This is a genomic window from Pseudomonas corrugata (genome assembly GCF_050920615.1).
GTDB classification, from domain to species: Bacteria; Pseudomonadota; Gammaproteobacteria; order Pseudomonadales; family Pseudomonadaceae; genus Aquipseudomonas; species Aquipseudomonas corrugata.
The window spans coordinates 4,664,482-4,682,672 of sequence record NZ_CP130434.1 but is presented as its reverse complement, the minus strand read 5'-3'; the positions used below and the strand labels follow the sequence as shown (position 1 = coordinate 4,682,672).

The window sequence follows — 18,191 nt, the reverse complement described above, 5'->3', positions numbered from 1 at the left end:
ACATCGCGAGCAGGCTCGCTCCCACAAGGGGTGTGGTGATTCCACGGCGTGTTCATCTGTGCCAATCTGCTCGCCAATGGCCTTCCTGGAGCTGTCCCCCATGCTGTCTCTGATCACCGATCACCCGCTGCTCTGCGCCCTGGTGCTGCTTGTGCTCGACATGCTGTTGTGGCGACTGGTCAATATGGAGCGGACCTATTGGAAAATCGGCGGGCGGCTGGTGATTTTTTCGTTGTTCAGCATGTTGCTGTTCAATGAAGGCCTCAACCCCATGGAGCCGGCGCAGTGGGTCGACGATGTGCCGCGGCACCTGGCGGCCACCGGTTTGCAGATCGCCTGGTGGCTGTTCGCCGCACGTACCCTGACGGTGCTTATCGGCGCCGTGATGATGCAACGGGTCGGCCATACCGGACGGTTGTTGCAGGATCTGCTCGGTGCGGTGATCTTCCTGATCGCCGTGATTGCCGCGTTGGCTTATGTCCTGGATCTGCCGGTCAAGGGTGTGCTGGCGACGTCCGGTGCGATGGCTATCATCGTCGGCCTGGCCTTGCAAAGCACCCTCAGCGATGTGTTCTCCGGCATCGTGCTCAACACCACCAAGCCTTATCAGCTCGATGACTGGATCTCCATCGACGGCACCGAGGGCCGGGTCACTGACATCGACTGGCGCGCCACGCGGTTGCAGACTGCCCAGGGCAGCATGGCGGTGATTCCCAACTCGCTGGCGGCAAAGGCCAAGGTCATCAACTTCAGCCGGCCCAGCGATGTGCACGGTTTGTCCATCAGCGTCCAGGTCAGTCCCCACGCCCGGCCTCAGAAGGTGATCGATGCGCTGGAGCGCGCCATGATCGGTTGTCGCGCGTTGCTCGCCGTGCCGGCCCCTTGCGTAACGTTGAAAAGCTCCACCAGCATCGGGGCGGAATACGAGATCAGCGGTTTTGTAGCCACGAGAGCCCAGAAGCGCGAGGTGCGCAATCAACTGTTCGACCTGGCATTCCGGCACCTGCGGGCGTCGGGGATCAGTCTCCTGTCCAACAGTGAAAGCGCCTCGTCCAACGTTTCGTCACGACCTCGTGCGTTGCTGGACAGCTCAAGCATTTTCTCGACGTTGCGCCAGGAAGAAAAAGACACCTTCAGCCAGAACATGACCCTGCAGACATTTCGTGCCGGGGACATGATTCTGCCAGCCGGCGAGGTCAGCGATCATCTGTTCATCATTGAGTCCGGCGTAGTCAGCGTGACCATGGTGCGCAACGGCCAAGTGTTCGAAGGCGGGCGCATGGGGCCGGGAGAAGTGATTGGCGAAGCGGGCATCATTTCCGATCTGGCCGCACTGGCAAATTTTTCGGCAAAGACGTTCTGCACCCTTTATCGCATCGAGAAGGACTACCTCAAACCCTGTCTCGACGCCCGTCACGACATCAACGATGCCATGAAGAACCTGTTGGATGTGCGGATGAACCTCGCCCAGAACCTGATCCGCGAAGCCCCCAAGCCCGTGGCCAAGAAGCGCTTCTTGCAATGGCTGCGCAACCGGGCCTGAACAACTTGCCCATTGGTCACTCGAACTTCCCAATAATTGGCTATTTGTACCGCGCCAGCCTGGGGCTAACGTAGCGCCACACCCCATTGTTCTGGAGCACACCATGCAACCGCGTATCGATTTCTACACCGCTTCCCCCGACGCCTTCAAAGCCATGCTGGCCCTGGAAAACGCTGTCATGAAACTGGGCCTGGAGAAGTCCCTGCTCGAACTGGTCAAGCTGCGCTCCTCGCAAATCAACGGCTGTGCCTTCTGCATCGACATGCACACCGCCGATGCCCGCAAGGACGGCGAGACGGAGCGTCGCCTGTACGCCGTGACCGCCTGGCGCGAAGCACCGTTCTTCACCCCTCGCGAGCGCGCCGCGCTGGCCTGGACCGAAGCCCTGACCCGCCTGAGCGACACTCATGCGCCGGACGCTGACTATGAACTGTTGAACGAGCATTTCAGCCCCAAGGAAATGGTCGACCTGACCGTGGCAATCAACGCCATCAACGGTTGGAACCGCCTGGCGGTGGGCTTTCGCAAGATGCCCGAGGCGTGAAGCATCCATAGACGCTCGAAATAGCCTGTGGGAGTCTGCTTGCTCGCGAAAGTGAAGTCTCTGTCACAAAGATGTTGAATGTGCAGCCGTCTTCGCGGGCAAGCCCGGCTCCCACAGGGGCAAGTGGCGTATGCAAATGCCGCGTATATTCCGAATCCAAAGTGGGAGCGTGCCTGCTTGCGAAGGCGCTGCATCAGTCGACTTCGATAGCGGTTGATACAACGCCTTCCGGGGGGCGGGCAGCCACGAGCCTATCTGCACCAGACAGCGCGCGACGTTGCAGTGGATGGCCATCGGCGCGGAGGTCGACGGGGCGCCACGAAGGCTTCGGTGCCATTCAGACTTTCAGGATCTTCCCACTGGCCGCCACCCCCACCAGCGACAGCGCCAGCACTCCGAAGGCCACGCTCAGGCTGCTGCCATGGGCAATAAACCCGATCAGCGCCGGGCCCGCCAGGATGCCGGCGTAGCCGATGGTGGTGATGGCCGGTACGGCGATCGCTTCGGGCATCAGGGTCTGTTTGCCGACGGCGGTGTACAACACCGGCACGATGTTCGAACAGCCAGCCCCCACCAACGCGTAACCCAACAGCGCCGCCTGCCACATCGGCGCCAGGGTGGCCAGCAGGAAGCCGACTGCGGCCGTGGTGCCGCCACAGATGATCACCCGTCGGGCGCCCAGGCGGTGCACCACCGCATCGCCAGTCAGGCGGCCGACGGTCATGGTCAGCGCGAACGCGGCATAACCCAGTCCGGCGTAGGCGGTCTCGACCCCCCGTTCGGTGGCCAGGAACACCGCGCTCCAGTCCAGCACCGCGCCTTCGGCCAGGAACACGATGAAACACAGGATGCCGATAAACAACACTACACCGTGGGGAACGGCGAACGCCGGGCCCGAGCTTTCACTGCCGTAAGGCAGCAAGTGCGGCGCGGCCTTGAACAGCGCCACCAATAGCAGCCCATTGACCACCAGCGTCGCGCCCAGCGGCGACAGCCCGAGGCCGAGCAGGGCGCTTACCCCGGCCGCGCCGATGATCCCGCCGAGGCTGAACATACCGTGGAAGCCCGACATCATGGTCTTGCCACTGGCCCGTTCGACGATCACCGCTTGCAGGTTCACGGTCGAGTCCACTGTGCCAAGCCCGGCGCCGAACAGGAACAACGCGGTCACCAACCAGGAAAACGTGCTCATCGTCGCCAGCAAAGGCAGCGCCAGGCAGATCAGGATCGTGCCACCGCTCAGCACCCGCCGACAGCCGAACCGCGCTGCCAATGCACCGGAAATCGGCATCGCCAGGATCGAGCCCACTCCCAGGCACAACAACAGCAGGCCGAGGGTGCCTTCATCCAGGTTCGCCCGCGCCTTGGCGTAAGGTACCAGTGGCGCCCAGGCGGCGATGCCGACGCCGGCGATGAGATAGGCGATGCGAGTGGACATCTGTTCCAGGCGTCCGGGGACGAAGGTGGGTGGGGGCGTGATGGCAGTCATGAATCGTCCTTGGTTTTGCGATGCTGTGATGCGGGGGGGAACCCTATGCTGGCATATCCACTGACCTCACGGCGACCTCAAGGTGCCGACCGAGGGCGCTGCATCGCGAGCAAGCTTTGCTCCCACGGGCCAGGGCAGCATACAGTGGCGGCCCTGTCTGGTTGAATGCGGATCCGATTCATGACGCAGTTCTACGATGCACGCGGCAATATCTATGGTGTCGTTTCACCGCAGCAGGTCCGTGCCCAAGGTGTGGATCTGCCGCCATCGGCGGCCCTGGCGGCACAGGTCCGTGAATCCTGGGCCGCGGCTGCGGTGCATGGGTTCTGCGCATGGGCGCCCGGTGAGCGGCCGCCGGGCGCCAAGGCGCATCGCAGCGACGGCCTGCTGATCGGACCGTTCCAGGACGAACCGCCCTTCGACGTGTTGATCGTCAACACCGACGGTACCCTGGCCGAGCGCAGCGGCAACGGCCTGACCATTTTCTCCCATGCCCTGCAGGCGCAAGGCTTGATGCCGGGAGAGGACGATTGTGTGTTGCAGGTTCATCACGACAAGCACGAAGGCTCTTCGCCGCTGCAAACGTCGGTTCGGGCCGCTGAGTTCGAGGGCTCGCAAGGCTTCTGGTTGAACCTGGGGCAACCGCTGTTCGGGTCACAGGCTGTCGCTGCCCAAACGACGGAAAGCGTGCGCTTCAATCAGCGCGAAGTCAGTCGGGTGGCGGTGCTCCAGGCGTTGAACCCGGCATGGGGCAACAGCCAGTTCGTAAGTATGGGCAATCCCCATTGCGTGACCTTGGTGGACAGCGCCGAAGCGCTGCCGAGCAATGCACAGATGCGCGCCCCGGCACTTTCCCAAAGCTTGACCCGTATCGCCTATGCCACGCCCGGTGGCGCCGGGATTCCATGCCCGGCGGGGGTGAACCTGCAATGGGCCTGGCTCGAGGCCGAAGGACGGATCGCCGCCCGCGTGTTTGAGCGGGGCGAAGGACCGACCGCTTCTTCCGGCACCAGCGCCAGTGCGGTGGCCAGCGCCGCGTGGTGGGTGGGTTGGGTGAAAGCAGGGCCGGTGAGAGTGGTGATGCCGGGGGGGACTGCGCCAATCCTGCTGACAGAGGTGGGCGGGGAGTTGGTGCAGGTCAGTCTGTTTGGGACGGCGCGGCTCCTTTAGCGCGCGGTGGTGCTGCTGATGACGCTATCGCGAGCAGGCTCGCTCCCACATTGGATCTTCGCAAGCATACATCTTGTGTCCGCCGCAGCCTCCCTGTGGGAGCGAGCCTGCTCGCGATAGCGTCGGGCCAGCCACCTCACGGTCAACGGACAGACCGCTATCGTCGGATCGCTCAGCCCAACTGCGGCCCAAACTCCACCACCGGCATCTGTCGCTTCATCAGCACTTCACCATTGCGAATCGAGTAGAGCGGCAGCCCCTGGCTGCGGATCACTTCGTAGTCGCTGTCGGCCGACAGGATCAGCAGGTTCGCCGGGCGTCCTGGTTCCAGGCCGTAGCGTTCGCCCAGAGCCATGGCCTTGGCGCTGTTGTCGGTGACCAGGTCGAGGGCGCTTTGCAGGTTGCGATAGCCGAGCATGTGGCAGATGTGCAGGCCGGCTTCGAGTACCCGCAGGATGTTGCCGTTACCCAGGGGATACCACGGGTCGACGATGGAGTCCTGGCCGAAACACACGTTCATCCCGGCTTCCAGCAGTTCGTTGACCCGGGTGACGCCGCGGCGTTTGGGGAAGGTATCGAAGCGTCCTTGCAAGTGGATGCTTTCGGTGGGGCAGGAGACGAAGCTGATCCCCGAGTGCCCGAGCAGGCGAAACAGCTTGGCGCAATAGGCATTGTCGTAGGAACCCATGGCCGTGGTATGGCTGGCGGTGACCCGGGCGCCCATGTCGCGGCTGCGGGCTTCTTCGGCCAGCACTTCGAGGAAGCGCGAATGGGGATCGTCGGTTTCGTCGCAATGCACGTCCACCAGACAGCCGGTGCGCTCGGCCAGGTCCATCAGGTATTTCACCGAGCTGACACCCTGGTCGCGGGTGTATTCGAAGTGCGGAATGCCGCCCACCACGTCTGCACCCAGGCGGATCGCTTCTTCCATCAGTTCGCGGCCGTTGCGGTAGGACTCGATGCCCTCCTGGGGAAACGCGACGATCTGCAGGTCGATCAAATGACGACTTTGCTCGCGCACTTCCAGCATCGCCTTGAGGGCGGTAAGTTCGGGGTCGGTGACGTCGACGTGGGTGCGCACATGCTGGATACCATGGGCAGCGAGGGCTTGGATGGTTTTCGTCGCGCGTGTCCGGGTGTCTTCCTCGGTGATGGTGGCCTTGCGTTCGCCCCAGCATTCGATGCCTTCGAACAACGTGCCACTCATGTTCCAGCGCGGCTCGCCGGCAGTGAGGGTGGCGTCCAGGTGAATGTGCGGCTCGACGAAGGGCGGCACCACCAGATTGCCGCCTGCATCGAGGTCCTGCGGTCCGAGGCTGGGGGCCTCGGTCTGGCGCGCGATGCTGGCGATCAGGCCGTTTTCCAGGTGCAGTTCATACAAACCTTCGCGGTTGCGCAGGCGGGCGTTGATGATGTGCATCGGGCGAATCCTTTTTATAGGTCTTGGAGTGGCGCTTCGGTGGTCCGGGTACCCATGACGCCGATCAATAGCACATACGTTAGCGCGCCAGTGGCGATTCCTACCAGCGGTGCCACCCAGGGCGAATTGAACGCCGCGACGGTGCCGAGCCCATAAGCCAGCAACCCCGGCCAGTTGAAGGCTGGCAGCCGCGCATCGGCCAGGCGTGGATAGCGCCCGCGCCAGCGGAAGAAGAAATCGGCCATGATCACACCGCCAATGGGCGGGATTACTGTCCCCAACAGGATCAGATACGGCACCAGCATGTCGTACATGCCCAGCAGCGCCAGCAGGGTACCGATCACGGCGCCACCCAGGGTGACGGTCTTGCGCCGACGGGTGCGTAGCAGATTGCAACCGGCCACGGCGAAGTTGTAGATGGTGTTGTCCTGGGTGCTCCAGATGTTGAGCAGCAGCATCGCCATCGCCGCCATGGCGAAGCCCTGCAACAGCAGTACTTCGACCACATCCGGCTGCTGGTAGACGATGGCACCGTAAGCGCCGATCAACACCATCAGGCCGTTGCCGACGAAGAAACCAATCAGGCTTGCCAGCACTGCGACTTTCGCCGAACGGGAAAACCGGGTCCAGTTGGTCGCCTGGGTGGCGCCGCTGACGAAGGTGCCGAACACCAGCGTGATAGCGGTGGACTCATCAAGGCTGCCCGTGGGCACCACCGCCAGCAAGCCCTCCAGGCCCCCGACTTTTACCGTCGCGACCCACATCGACAGCATCAGCAGCAACATCATGGCCGGCACGGCGATGTACGAGAGAATCTCTAACCCGCGATAACCGATGTATGCCGTGGCGCAGAACCCCAGCCCGAACAGCACCATCAGCGCCAGCACGGTGCCTTCGCCCAAGCCGAAGTATTTACCCAGCACCACCGCGGCAGTCGCCGTGCCCCAGGCGTACCAGCCGATCTGGGTGAAGCCCAGGATCAGGTCGCTGAGCTTGCTGCCGACCTCGCCAAAACAGAAACGGCCCATCAGCACTGAATTGAGCCCGCTCTTGAACGCGATGTAGCCCAGCCCAGCGGCATAGAGCCCCAGCAGCAGGTTACCGATCACGATCACGGTGAGCATTTCGGTAAAGCCGAATGCCACTCCCAGCTTGCCGCCGGCAAACATCGTGGCGGTGAAAAAGGTGAAACCCAGCAGCACCATGGCTGTGGAAGCCAGGCCCTTGCGGGCATGCATCGGGACTTCGCTCAACGGGTAGTCGTTGCCTGGATCGTTCTGAGTCATGTGGCGGTCCTTGCGCAGGAGGGAAAATGTCGCAAGCGTGCAGCGGTCGTGCCAAGCGAATGATCGCGAGGTTATTTATAGACAATCCGGGGAAATGGGGGCGGGCGGGGAATGAAAGTGGTGCAACGATGATTCAAGTTGGAACACGGTTCGCATTACCCTGCATATCCTTTGTGGGAGCGAGCAAGCCCGCTCCCACAGGAGCAGTGCGCGTCAGGTCGGGCGGGGCAGTGGCAGGAATCGTAATACAGCCGCCACAATGGCTTCCGGGGCGTCTTCCTGGACCAGATGCCCGGCGTTCACCACCGGGTGGAATTGCGCGCCTGGAATCAGCGCGTGCAGCGCCCGGCCGCGCTCGATGGGGATCCATTGGTCATCCTCCCCCCACAGTATCTGTGTCGGGCAGCGCACGCTCGAATACAGGTTCTCTGCTTCGCGGGTGTAACGCTCGTCCATTTGCGCAATCTGCCGATAAAACGCGGCCTGGCCCGTCTCACCGAGCCACGGCTGCACGTAGGGCGCCAATTCTGCGTCCGGGATGTCCCGCTTGATCGCGCCCCGGATATACGTCGGCACAATAGCGCGCTGAATGTAATCGGGCAGCCCACTGAAGGCTGCTTCGTGCTGTCGCACATGCTGGACGAAGGGTGAGCCCCAGGGGGATAGCGCCACCGGATCGATCAGCGTCAGGCTGCGGTAGTCTTTGCCATTGAGCAGGTGCGTGCGCAGGGCGGTGGCGCCGCCAAAGTCGTGGGCCACCACATCAGGGCAGTCCAGGCCCCAATGCTCCAGCAGTTGCGCGAGCAGGTGGTTCTGGATGCCGAGGGAGACATCGGCATCGGGCTGCGCAGATTGGCCATAACCCAACAGGTCAAAATAATGCACCCGATGGGTGGCGCTGAAGAGCGGGGCGATTCGATGCCACACGTAGGACGAAAAGGGCGTGCCATGGACGAATACCAATGGCGGCCCGTCACCGTGGATGGCGTAGCGAATGGCGTGTCCGTTGAAGGTGTATGCCTGATCCAGCGGCCAGTCGGTCATGGTCGATGCTCCACTGAAGGGGGGTCAGGGGATAGAGCATAGGCCAGTTCAGTTTTCCTGGGGAAAACACATCTGTGGCGAGGGGATTTATCCCCGCTGGCGTGCGCAGCGCGCCCCAAAGATACGAAGCGAATCAACCTGACGCACTGATGTTGGTTTTGGGGCCGCTTCGCGGCCCAGCGGGGATAAATCCCCTCGCCACAGATAAATCCCCTCGCCGCAAAAGCTCTTTTCAAGATTGGGACTGCGGGTTACTCGCCGCGATAGATGCAACCGCTGGTGCAGGTCTCATGGATGCGGATGGCGCTGAGTTCCGGCAGCAACGGCTTGAGTTCGTTCCAGATCCACTTGGCGAGGACTTCGCTGGTGGGGTTTTCCAGGCCAGGAATATCGTTGAGGTAGTTGTGGTCCAGGCGCTCGTAGAGCGGCTTGAAGATCGCCTTGATTTCCGAGAAGTCACGAATCCAGCCAGTGTGCGAGTCGATCTCGCCGCTCAGGTGAATCGCCACCTTGAACGAGTGACCGTGCAGGCGGCCGCATTTGTGGCCGTCCGGTACGTGGGGCAGGCGATGGGCGGATTCGAAGGTGAACTCTTTGAAAATTTCCAAGGTAAAGGCTCTTTAAGGTAGCGGTCGCGAAGCAGGCGGCGCAGTTTATCAGTTTGGCTCTGGCGTTGCGCGCTCATGCTGACTAAAGGGTCAGCAAACGCTCGCCCAGACCACCGCTGGCCGCCAATTCAAGGAATTCGTCGCCCAGGCGGCGGCTCTCGTCCATCGCCGTCTGCCAATAGGTGCGGCGGCTCGCGTCATCGCCCATGAAACGCTTGAAGTCGTTCCGGTCTGGCAGCTTGCCGTAGGGCAGGCGAGCCAGGTACTCACGGGATGGCGCCACCAACAGGACATCCTGCAGGCGCCCAATGTTACCCCGGCGCCACGGCAGGCTTTTGTCGAACCAGCCGGGAATGACCCGGTCGGTGAAATGGGGATACAGCACGATGTCTTCGCCGCTGTAGGGCAGGTCGAGGTGATAGTCCAGCAAGCCGCCGTCGCGGTAGGTACCGGCACCGGCTCCCGGCAGGTCGCGCACCCCCTCCATCACCATCGGGATCGAGCCCGAGGCCAGTAGTGCCTGACGCAGATTGCCGGCCTGCAGTGGGACGAAACGTGACGGAAAATCGTTCAAGGGATGCAGCGGCGGTGCCAGGCGTGGATCGTGGATGATCAGTCGTTCGAAATGCCGCGACAGCCGCGCCCGGCTTCGCAGGTTGTCGGCAATCACCGACGACAGACCCAGGCCCAACCGCCCGCGATGATCCTGCGCGAGCAAACCGTGGCTTTTGACTACCATGATGTTGAGCCGGTAGTGGGGGTTGGCGAGGATCGTCGCGTCGCGGCCTTCGAGCAGGTCGTCGAGCATGCGCTGCGAACTCTGGCTGACCCCGGCCATGGTCACGCCTTTGGCGAAACTTTGCCCGTTGTACAAAGTGCCCAGGCGTCGGATGCCTTCGGCGGCATCCGGCAGGCAGGCGCTGGCGAAGCGCCAGGAGCCCACCGAGGCCCCGATCAACGAACGCTCCCTTGGTGCAGCGGGCAGCCATTCGCCAAACAGTGCCAGGTCCAGCCCCTGGATGCCCAGGGCCTTGGGGCCACCGGCGGCGCCTGGCAGGATGCCGACGTCGGCCGCCTTGAGACCGGCTTCGCGGATCCGCGCCAGGGCACGGGGACCAGCCTTGAGGGTGAGGGCGGGAAACTTGATGTGGATGGCGGTCATACCAGTCTCTTGGCTTGGGCAGGCAACGGATTATAGCGACACAAATCCCTGTGGGAGCGAGCCTGCTCGCGATGACGGTGGGTCAGTCACTTTATTGTCATCTGATACGCCGCCATCGCGAGCAGGCTCGCTCCACAGGGCGCGGCCGTTGATCTGTGTCCCATGATGGCAATTCAGTTTCAGTTAAGTTCATCCGGCTACAGTCGCTCCGTGACGATTATAAAAAGGAGATAACCCTTGAACCGCCTGACTGCCTTTTTCATCGCAACGCTCATGGCCCTGGGCGCCGGCTTTGCTCAAGCACGGGACCTCGGCCCGGACGAGTCCCGAAAGCTGCAAGACGCTGGTACCATTCAATCCTTTGAAAAACTCAACGCCGCCGCCTTGACCAAGCATCCTGGCGCCACCGTGACCGATACAGAGCTGGAGGAAAAATACGGCAAGTTCATCTATCAGGTGGAACTGCGCGACACCCAGGGCGTTGAATGGGATATGGAACTGGACGCCGTTACCGGCAAGGTGCTCAAGAATCATCAGGATACTTAATGAAGCTTAATCTCTGCGCCCGCAGTCGATGGCCGCTGGTGCTGCTGGCGTTTTGTTCGGTGGTCATGGCGCGGGACCTGGACCAGGACGAGGCCCTGCAACTGCGCCAGCGGGGCGTGATACTGCCGCTGGAACAGCTGCTGCAACAGGCGCTGGATCTGCACCCCGGCGCCAAGTTGCTGGAGGCCGAGCTGGAGGAGAAACACGGCGTCTATATTTATGAGGTCGAGCTGCTGGACACCGACGGCGTAGTGCGGGAATTGGACCTTGAGGCCACATCCGGCCGGTTACTCAAAGATAAGGAAGACTGATGCGCCTGCTTCTGGTGGAAGATCACGTTCCCCTGGCCGATGAGTTGATGGCCGGACTGACACGGCAGGGCTATGCCGTCGATTGGCTCGCCGACGGTCGCGACGCGGTGTATCAGGGCAGCAGCGAACCCTATGACTTGATCATCCTCGACCTTGGCCTGCCAGGTGTGCCGGGGCTCGAGGTGCTGGCCCAATGGCGCGCTGGCCGCCTGAGTACTCCGGTGCTGATCCTTACCGCCCGCGGCTCATGGGCTGAACGCATCGAGGGTCTCAAGGCTGGTGCCGACGATTACCTGACCAAACCCTTTCATCCCGAGGAACTGCACCTGCGGGTCCAGGCGCTGCTGCGCCGCTCCCATGGCCAGGCCAACCAGCCGACGCTCCAGGCCGCCGGGCTGCATCTGGATGAGGGGCGCCAATGCGTGGTTCGCGACGGCGCGGACATCCAACTGACTGCCGCTGAATTCCGCCTGCTGCGCTATTTCATGCTTCACCCCGAGCAGATCCTTTCCAAGAGCCATCTCGCCGAACATTTGTATGACGGTGAAACCGAGCGTGATTCCAATGTGCTGGAAGTCCACGTCAATCACCTGCGACGCAAGCTGGGACGCAGCGTGATCGAAACCCGTCGCGGCCAGGGTTACCTGTTCGGCGGGCAGGCCCGGTGAGATCCATCCAGCGACGTCTGAGCCTAGGACTGATCGGTGTGATGGTGGTGGTCGGCCTGGTCCTGGCGCAAACCAGTCTGTGGCTGTTCGAGCTGGGGTTGCAGCGCTACCTGGAAGCCGGGTTGCGCAACGACAGCGAGAGTCTGCTAGTGGCCCTGGTGCGCGGCCCCCAGGGGCTGCAACTGGATGAGCGGCGCTTGTCGCCGGCCTATCTGCGGCCGTTCTCCGGGCATTATTTCCGCATCGATTTCGCTGACGTGCACTGGCGTTCCCGTTCCCTGTGGGATCAGGAACTGCCCAGGCTCGACCATCCGGGCCTGCACAGCAACCTGCAACTGGGGCCTGAAGGCCAGAAGCTGCTGGTATTGCGCACCGACTACCGACGCCTGGGCCAGGCGATTTCCATCAGCGTGGCCCAGGACTACACGCCTGTGCGCGACAGTTTCCTGCGCATGCAGCAGATCGGCCTCGGCCTCGGTCTGGCCGGGTTGCTGCTGATTCTGTTGTTGCAACGGTTGACGGTGCGCCGAGCCTTGCGTCCGCTGGAAAAAGCCCGGGAACAGATCGCTCAGTTGCAGCGAGGACAGCGTTCGCAACTCGACGAACAGGTACCCCTTGAGCTGGAACCGCTGGTGGCGCAGATCAATCATCTGCTGGCCCACACTGAAGACAGCCTCAAGCGTTCGCGCAACGCCCTGGGCAATCTGGGCCACGCCCTGAAAACCCCGCTGGCGGTGTTGCAAAGCCTGGCCTCGAATGAAAAGCTCGAGCCGTATCCCGAATTGCGCAAGTTGCTGCTCGAACAACTGGAGCAGGTGCGCCAGCGCCTGAATCGTGAACTCAACCGCGCCCGACTGGCCGGCGATGCCTTGCCCGGTGCGCAGCTGGCCTGCGATGCGGAGCTGCCTGGGCTACTGGCGACGCTGAACATGATTCACGGCGAGCATCTGCATCTGAGTTATGTTGCCGCGCCAGGCCAGCACCTGCCCTGGGACCGGGAAGACCTGCTGGAACTGCTGGGTAACCTGCTGGATAACGCTTGCAAATGGGCGGATGCCGAAGTGCGCCTGACCGTGACCGAGACGGCCGAGGCATTCATCCTGGCAGTGGAAGACGATGGTCCGGGCATTCCCGAGCAGCGGCGCGACCAGGTCTTCAGCCGGGGCACGCGCCTGGACGAGCAGACCGACGGCCACGGCCTGGGGCTCGGTATCGTGCGGGACATCGTCGATACCTGGGGCGGGACCCTGGCCCTGCACGACAGCGAGTGGGGCGGGTTGAAAGTCCTGATCGAACTGCCACGACGCTGACAAGATTTTCGCTCCCACAGGATGAATATTGAAAACACCCCGAAACCCGCCGCACGGCCCTTGCAGCTTGGCGCCGCTTGCTGCAAAGTCCCCGCCTTTTTTCCGGTGGCTTTGCACCGCAGTGCCTTGAGGTAACGATGATAAATGCAGTAATTGCCGCGGTTGGCGTCATGCTGGTGCTCAGCCTCTCCCGCGTGCATGTGGTGATCGCGCTGATTATCGGCGCATTGGTGGGTGGCCTGACCGGCGGTCTGGGCATCGAGGCGACGCTCAAGGCGTTCAATGCGGGCCTGGGTGGCGGTGCGACGGTGGCGCTGTCCTACGCCTTGCTCGGTGCTTTCGCAGTGGCGATTGCCAAGTCCGGCATGGCCCATGCTCTGGCCGACAAGGTTCTGGCCATGGTGGACCGTCAGGACGCCGCCGGTGGCTCGGGCATCAAATGGGTATTGATCGGCTTGCTTGGGATGGTTGCCGTCGCATCCCAGAATATCCTGCCGATTCACATCGCCTTCATCCCGTTGCTGGTGCCGCCGCTGCTCTACGTGCTGACCAAGTTGCAACTGGATCGCCGGCTGATCGCCTGCGTCATGACCTTCGGCCTGATCACTCCCTACATGTTCCTGCCAGTGGGGTTCGGCAATATTTTCCTCAATGAAATCCTGCTCGCCAGTATCACCCGCAGCGGCGTGGACGTCAGCGGCATCAACGTTGCCCACGCCATGGGTATCCCGGCGCTGGGCATGGTGTTCGGCTTGCTGCTGTCGTTGTTCAGCTACCGCAAGAAGCGTGTCTACGACCTGAAGAAAATCGCCCGGGTCGAGCAAGTGGCTGTGCGCTACAACCCGATGAGCCTGATGGTGGCCGGGTTGGCCGTGGCAGCAGCGTTCGCGATTCAGCTGCTGGTGGATTCGATGATCATCGGTGCCCTGGCCGGGTTCCTGATTTTCTCGCTGTCGGGGGTAGTGCGCTGGCGCGAGACTGACGACCTGTTTACCGAAGGCATGAAAATGATGGCGATGATCGGCTTCATCATGATCGCTGCCTCGGGGTTTGCCGAGGTGATGAAGGCCACTGGTGAAGTCCAGAGCCTGGTGGAAACCTCGGCAGCCTGGATTGGCCACAACAAGGGTGTCGGCGCGCTGATGATGTTGCTGGTGGGCCTGCTGGTGACCATGGGCATCGGCTCGTCATTCTCCACCGTACCGATCCTGGCCACGATTTTCGTGCCGCTGTGCCTGCAGCTGGGTTTCAGCCCGTTGGCGATCGTCTGCATCGTCGGCACTGCCGGCGCCCTCGGCGATGCGGGTTCGCCTGCGTCGGATTCAACCCTCGGCCCAACCTCTGGCCTGAACGTCGACGGCCAGCACCATCATATCTGGGACACCGTGGTTCCGACCTTCATTCACTACAACCTGCCTTTACTGGCGTTCGGTTGGGTGGCGGCGATGGTGCTGTAGCCCCAGACCCCGGTCACCTTTATCGCGAGCAGGCTCGCCCCACAGGGAGATGCATTCCAATGTGGGAGCGAGCCTGCTCGCGATTGCTTTTATTATTGGCCTACAGTTTTCCCTCCGCTTGCCGTTAACACAGCTAACCACGCCAATAACACCTACAAGAGTGACCAGCATGCGCCTGAGCCTGAAGGCTAAAGTCCTGTCCCTGGCAATATTGCCGGTATTGTTGTCCGCTGTGATCATCAGCCTGACCACGGCCTACATCCTGACGATGCAGGCCGACAAAGAGGTGCAGCAGACCCGCGAACGCCTGCTAGCTGATGCCAAGGCGACGCTGCAGAGCTACGTAGCGGTGGGCCTGACCGCCATCAAACCGCTGTATGATGCCGCCGCTCCCGGTGATAACGCGGCGCGGGCCCAGGCCATCAAGCTGCTGTCGAACATCAGTTACGGCAAGGATGGCTACTTCTTCGGCTACGACTCCGAAACCGTGCGCCTGTTCAAGGCCAACAGCCCTGACGGCGTGGGCAAGAGTTTCAAGGAAAACCGTGACCCGAACGGTGTCTACGTCAACCGTGACCTGGTGAAAGTTGCCAAGGACGGGACTCACTACCTCGAATACAGCTCGCCACTGCCCAACAGCAAGGATCTGGTGCCCAAGCTCGGCTACACCGAATACCTGTCCAAGTGGGACATGGCGGTCGGCAGTTCGGTCAACCTGGATGGCATCGAAGGCCAGGTGGCTCTGGTGGAAGCCAAGGTCCATGAGCGTGTGCAAGGCGTGATACTGAGCATTGTCGGCATCGCCGCCGTGGTATTGCTGGTCATTGTGGTAGTGGGCCTGCTGTTGGCCAACACCATCTTGCGACCCTTGCACCTGATGAAGGACAACCTCGACGACATCGCGGCGGGCGAGGGCGACCTGACCCGGCGCCTGGCGATCACCAGCCAGGACGAACTCGGCCAGCTGGCCGGCTCGTTCAACCGCTTCGTCGACAAGATCCATGGCCTGGTGCGGCAGATCACCGACATGACTTCGCAACTGACCGGTTTGGTGACCCAGGTCTCCGAGCAGGCCCAGCGTTCCGAGCAGGCCATGGAGCGTCAGCGCCACGAAACCGACCAGGTCGCCACGGCGATCAACGAGATGTCGTCCGCCGCCCAGGAAGTGGCCCGTAGCGCCCAGGGCGCCGCCGTGGCCGCCCAGCAGACCGACGAAGAAGGTCAGTCTGCCAAGCGCGTGGTGGCCGGCAGCATCCAGCAGATTCATGCGCTGGTGAACGACATTCGCAGCAGTGGCGTGTCCCTGGACAGCCTGCAACAGGACGTGGCCTCGATTGTCAGCGTGCTCGGGGTGATCCGTTCGATTGCCGAGCAGACCAACCTGCTGGCTCTCAACGCGGCCATCGAGGCGGCGCGTGCCGGGGAGGCGGGGCGTGGTTTCGCGGTGGTGGCCGATGAGGTCCGTGCCCTGGCCAGCCGGACCCAGCAGAGCACCCAGGAAATCCAGGGCATGATCGACCGTCTGCAATCGGGCACCCATGCAGCGGTCGAAGCGATGCGTCGTTCCAGTGAGGCTGGCGACGGTACATCGGTTCGCGCCAACGAGGCGGGAGCGTCCCTGGACACCATGGCGCAGTTGATCGGCACCATCAACTCGATGAACGCCCAGATCGCCAGCGCCGCGGAAGAGCAGACCGCGGTGGCCGAGGAAATCAATCGCAGCGTGCATCAGATCGCCGTGGCGGTGGACAGTGTGGCCGACGAAACCCAACTCGGCGCCCAGACCTCCCGTAGCCTGAATGACCTGGGCCAGCGCCTGGGCAAATTGGTCGGGCAGTTCCGGATCTGACGTCCAGGAGCTGCCGAAGGCTGCGATCTTCTGCTTCCGATCCAGATGTCTTCGCCTGGAGTACCAGGCCCTATCGGGAAAGGAGGATCGCAGCCTTCGGCAGTTCCTGTCGCGATCCATTGGTCAACACCCATCCCTGTTGGAATGGTGAGCCCGTTAAACATTCATGACTGACCACCGCTATCGCGAGCAGGCTCGCTCCCACAAGGGATCGGTGGTGACATGTAGGTATCAGATTAAGCCCGGACCCTGTGGGAGCGAGCCTGCTCGCGATAGCGGTGGGTCAGTTGGCAAGGATGCCAACTGCCAAGCCCGCCCCGTCCTATGGCTTGCGCACATCCCGCATCAACAACCCGAACCGCAGGTCCACCGCATCCGGTATCGGCACGTACACCACATGCCCGTCCCCCGGCGCAACGTCGATGCTCTGGCCTTTCACGTTCTGCAATTGATGCAGATCGAAGTGAAAGTTGCCCTTGGGAGTCATCAGTTCCATGTGGTCGCCCAACTCGAAGCGGTTCTTGACCCGTACTTCAGCCAGGCGTTCGCGCCGCTCGCCGGTGAGTTCGCCGACGAACTGCTGGCGCTCCGAGACTGAGCTGCCGTTCTGGTAGTTCTGATATTCATCGTGCACATGCCGGCGCAGGAAGCCTTCGGTGTAGCCGCGCTGGGCCAGTGATTCCAGATCGGTCATCAGGCCAAGGTCGAATTTGCGGCCGGCCACGGCATCATCGATCGCCTGGCGATACGCTTGGGTTGTGCGCGCGCAGTAGAAGTGCGACTTGGTCCGGCCCTCGATTTTCAGGGAGTGCACGCCCATGCGGGTCAATTGCTCCACATGCTGCACGGCCCGCAGATCCTTGGCGTTCATGATGTAGGTGCCGTGCTCATCCTCGAAAGCCGGCATGGATTCGTCCGGACGGTTGGCCTCCTGGAGCAGAAATACCTGGTCGGTGGGCGCGCCGAGGCCCAGGGTGGGTTCGGGTTGATAGCTGTGCACGATGTCGCCCACGGCGTTTTCCACCGCGGGTTGGGCCGAATATTTCCAGCGACAGGCGTTGGTGCAACTGCCCTGGTTGGCGTCGCGCCGATTCAGGTAGCCGGACAACAGGCAACGCCCGGAATAGGCCATGCACAGGGCCCCGTGGACGAACACCTCCAGTTCCATGGCCGGCACTTGCTGGCGGATCTCGGCGATTTCCTCCAGGGACAATTCTCGAGAAAGAATAATCCGGCTCAGGCCCTGCTGCTGCCAGAACTCGACGCTCGCCCAGTTCACCGTGTTGGCCTGCACCGACAGATGGATCGGCATCTGCGGGAAATGCCGTCGCACCAGCATGATCAAGCCCGGATCGGACATGATCAGCGCATCGGGTGCCATGGCAATCACCGGTTCGAGGTCTTTGAGGAAGGTGCGCAGCTTGGCGTTGTGCGGCGCAATGTTCACCACCACGTAGAAGCGCTTGCCCGCCGTGTGGGCTTCACGAATGCCCAGGGCCAGGTTGGCGTGGTCGAATTCATTGTTGCGCACCCGCAGGCTGTAGCGCGGCTGGCCGGCATAGACCGCATCGGCGCCATAGGCGAAGGCATAGCGCATGTTCTTCAGGGTGCCGGCCGGGGCAAGCAGTTCGGGAGCTACGAGGGGCATGGTGGCGTCTGATCGCAAAAAGCGCCGAGGGTACGCCACGGCTGGCCAGGCGCTGTTGATCTGGATCAATGGAGCCGGTGAACGCAACGGCACTCCTGCGAGTCCTGACTGACTAATATTTACGAGCCAGGGACAT

The 18,191-nt window shown here is 62.3% G+C and carries 16 protein-coding genes and 2 pseudogenes; 11 read left to right on the top strand and 7 right to left on the bottom strand.

All coding sequences use genetic code 11. The annotated features are described in order from the left end of the window. The first annotated feature begins 100 nt into the window (after positions 1-100). From QZH45_RS20615 to QZH45_RS20605, 3 genes and pseudogenes are all read left to right on the top strand, one after another. Positions 101-1,543, top strand: a complete 1,443-nt coding sequence (locus QZH45_RS20615; RefSeq protein ID WP_024776595.1) for a mechanosensitive ion channel family protein — start codon at positions 101-103, stop codon at positions 1,541-1,543. Positions 1,544-1,646: 103 nt separating this feature from the next. Then, complete coding sequence (locus tag QZH45_RS20610; protein WP_024776594.1) at positions 1,647-2,087, top strand: carboxymuconolactone decarboxylase family protein; 441 nt, start codon at positions 1,647-1,649, stop codon at positions 2,085-2,087. A 240-nt stretch (positions 2,088-2,327) separates the two neighbouring features. After that, positions 2,328-2,414 (top strand): annotated as a pseudogene (locus QZH45_RS20605) (RNA polymerase subunit sigma-24); the annotation flags it as partial. 10 nt (positions 2,415-2,424) lie between these two features. Here the strand turns inward: QZH45_RS20605 and QZH45_RS20600 are convergent. Next, on the bottom strand, positions 2,425-3,576 hold the full coding sequence (locus QZH45_RS20600) for an MFS transporter (protein WP_024776593.1): 1,152 nt from the start codon (positions 3,574-3,576) through the stop codon (positions 2,425-2,427). A gap of 180 nt (positions 3,577-3,756) precedes the next feature. Here QZH45_RS20600 and QZH45_RS20595 point away from each other — a divergent pair, with 180 nt between their 5' ends. Beyond that, positions 3,757-4,746 carry a DeoR family transcriptional regulator gene (locus QZH45_RS20595; protein WP_024776592.1) on the top strand — a complete coding sequence of 330 codons (990 nt, stop codon included), beginning with the start codon at positions 3,757-3,759 and terminating at the stop codon, positions 4,744-4,746. 172 nt (positions 4,747-4,918) lie between these two features. Here QZH45_RS20595 and codA read toward each other — a convergent pair whose 3' ends face one another. The 5 genes from codA to QZH45_RS20570 all read right to left on the bottom strand — a co-directional run bounded on the left by codA (position 4,919) and on the right by QZH45_RS20570 (position 10,266). After that, positions 4,919-6,166 carry a cytosine deaminase gene (gene codA, locus QZH45_RS20590; RefSeq protein ID WP_024781135.1) on the bottom strand — a complete coding sequence of 416 codons (1,248 nt, stop codon included), beginning with the start codon at positions 6,164-6,166 and terminating at the stop codon, positions 4,919-4,921. Between the two features lie 14 nt (positions 6,167-6,180). Beyond that, entirely contained in the window at positions 6,181-7,452 is a 1,272-nt protein-coding gene (codB, locus tag QZH45_RS20585) for a cytosine permease (RefSeq protein WP_024781136.1), read from the bottom strand. A gap of 213 nt (positions 7,453-7,665) precedes the next feature. Beyond that, a complete protein-coding gene (locus QZH45_RS20580; protein ID WP_069018293.1) occupies positions 7,666-8,496 on the bottom strand; it encodes an alpha/beta fold hydrolase in 831 nt (276 codons plus the stop codon). A gap of 251 nt (positions 8,497-8,747) precedes the next feature. Continuing rightward, positions 8,748-9,104, bottom strand: coding sequence for a 6-carboxytetrahydropterin synthase QueD (gene queD, locus QZH45_RS20575; RefSeq protein ID WP_024781138.1), 357 nt, complete (start codon positions 9,102-9,104; stop codon positions 8,748-8,750). Positions 9,105-9,186: 82 nt separating this feature from the next. Continuing rightward, on the bottom strand, positions 9,187-10,266 hold the full coding sequence (locus QZH45_RS20570) for a hypothetical protein (RefSeq protein ID WP_024781139.1): 1,080 nt from the start codon (positions 10,264-10,266) through the stop codon (positions 9,187-9,189). A gap of 237 nt (positions 10,267-10,503) precedes the next feature. On the opposite strand from QZH45_RS20570, the gene QZH45_RS20565 reads away from it, so the two are divergent. The 7 genes and pseudogenes from QZH45_RS20565 to QZH45_RS20535 all read left to right on the top strand — a co-directional run bounded on the left by QZH45_RS20565 (position 10,504) and on the right by QZH45_RS20535 (position 16,407). Then, positions 10,504-10,812 carry a PepSY domain-containing protein gene (locus QZH45_RS20565; RefSeq protein ID WP_081036581.1) on the top strand — a complete coding sequence of 103 codons (309 nt, stop codon included), beginning with the start codon at positions 10,504-10,506 and terminating at the stop codon, positions 10,810-10,812. Further along, positions 10,812-11,123: a PepSY domain-containing protein gene (locus tag QZH45_RS20560; RefSeq protein WP_024781141.1), complete on the top strand. Its 312-nt coding sequence runs from the start codon at positions 10,812-10,814 to the stop codon at positions 11,121-11,123. Before QZH45_RS20565 ends, QZH45_RS20560 begins: the two co-directional genes overlap by 1 nt. Next, positions 11,123-11,791: a response regulator transcription factor gene (locus tag QZH45_RS20555; protein ID WP_024781142.1), complete on the top strand. Its 669-nt coding sequence runs from the start codon at positions 11,123-11,125 to the stop codon at positions 11,789-11,791. The genes QZH45_RS20560 and QZH45_RS20555 overlap by 1 nt, the downstream gene beginning before the upstream one ends. Next, positions 11,788-13,101, top strand: a complete 1,314-nt coding sequence (locus QZH45_RS20550) for a sensor histidine kinase (protein ID WP_024781143.1) — start codon at positions 11,788-11,790, stop codon at positions 13,099-13,101. Before QZH45_RS20555 ends, QZH45_RS20550 begins: the two co-directional genes overlap by 4 nt. Positions 13,102-13,241: 140 nt before the next feature. After that, positions 13,242-14,558, top strand: a complete 1,317-nt coding sequence (locus QZH45_RS20545) for a Na+/H+ antiporter family protein (protein ID WP_162164419.1) — start codon at positions 13,242-13,244, stop codon at positions 14,556-14,558. A 49-nt stretch (positions 14,559-14,607) separates the two neighbouring features. Then, a pseudogene (locus QZH45_RS20540) lies at positions 14,608-15,501 on the top strand (cache domain-containing protein); the annotation flags it as partial. A gap of 84 nt (positions 15,502-15,585) precedes the next feature. Then, complete coding sequence (locus tag QZH45_RS20535; RefSeq protein ID WP_406822828.1) at positions 15,586-16,407, top strand: methyl-accepting chemotaxis protein; 822 nt, start codon at positions 15,586-15,588, stop codon at positions 16,405-16,407. A gap of 322 nt (positions 16,408-16,729) precedes the next feature. Here QZH45_RS20535 and yegQ read toward each other — a convergent pair whose 3' ends face one another. Next, positions 16,730-18,055, bottom strand: coding sequence for a tRNA 5-hydroxyuridine modification protein YegQ (gene yegQ, locus QZH45_RS20530; RefSeq protein ID WP_024776480.1), 1,326 nt, complete (start codon positions 18,053-18,055; stop codon positions 16,730-16,732). Between the last annotated feature and the right edge of the window lie 136 nt (positions 18,056-18,191).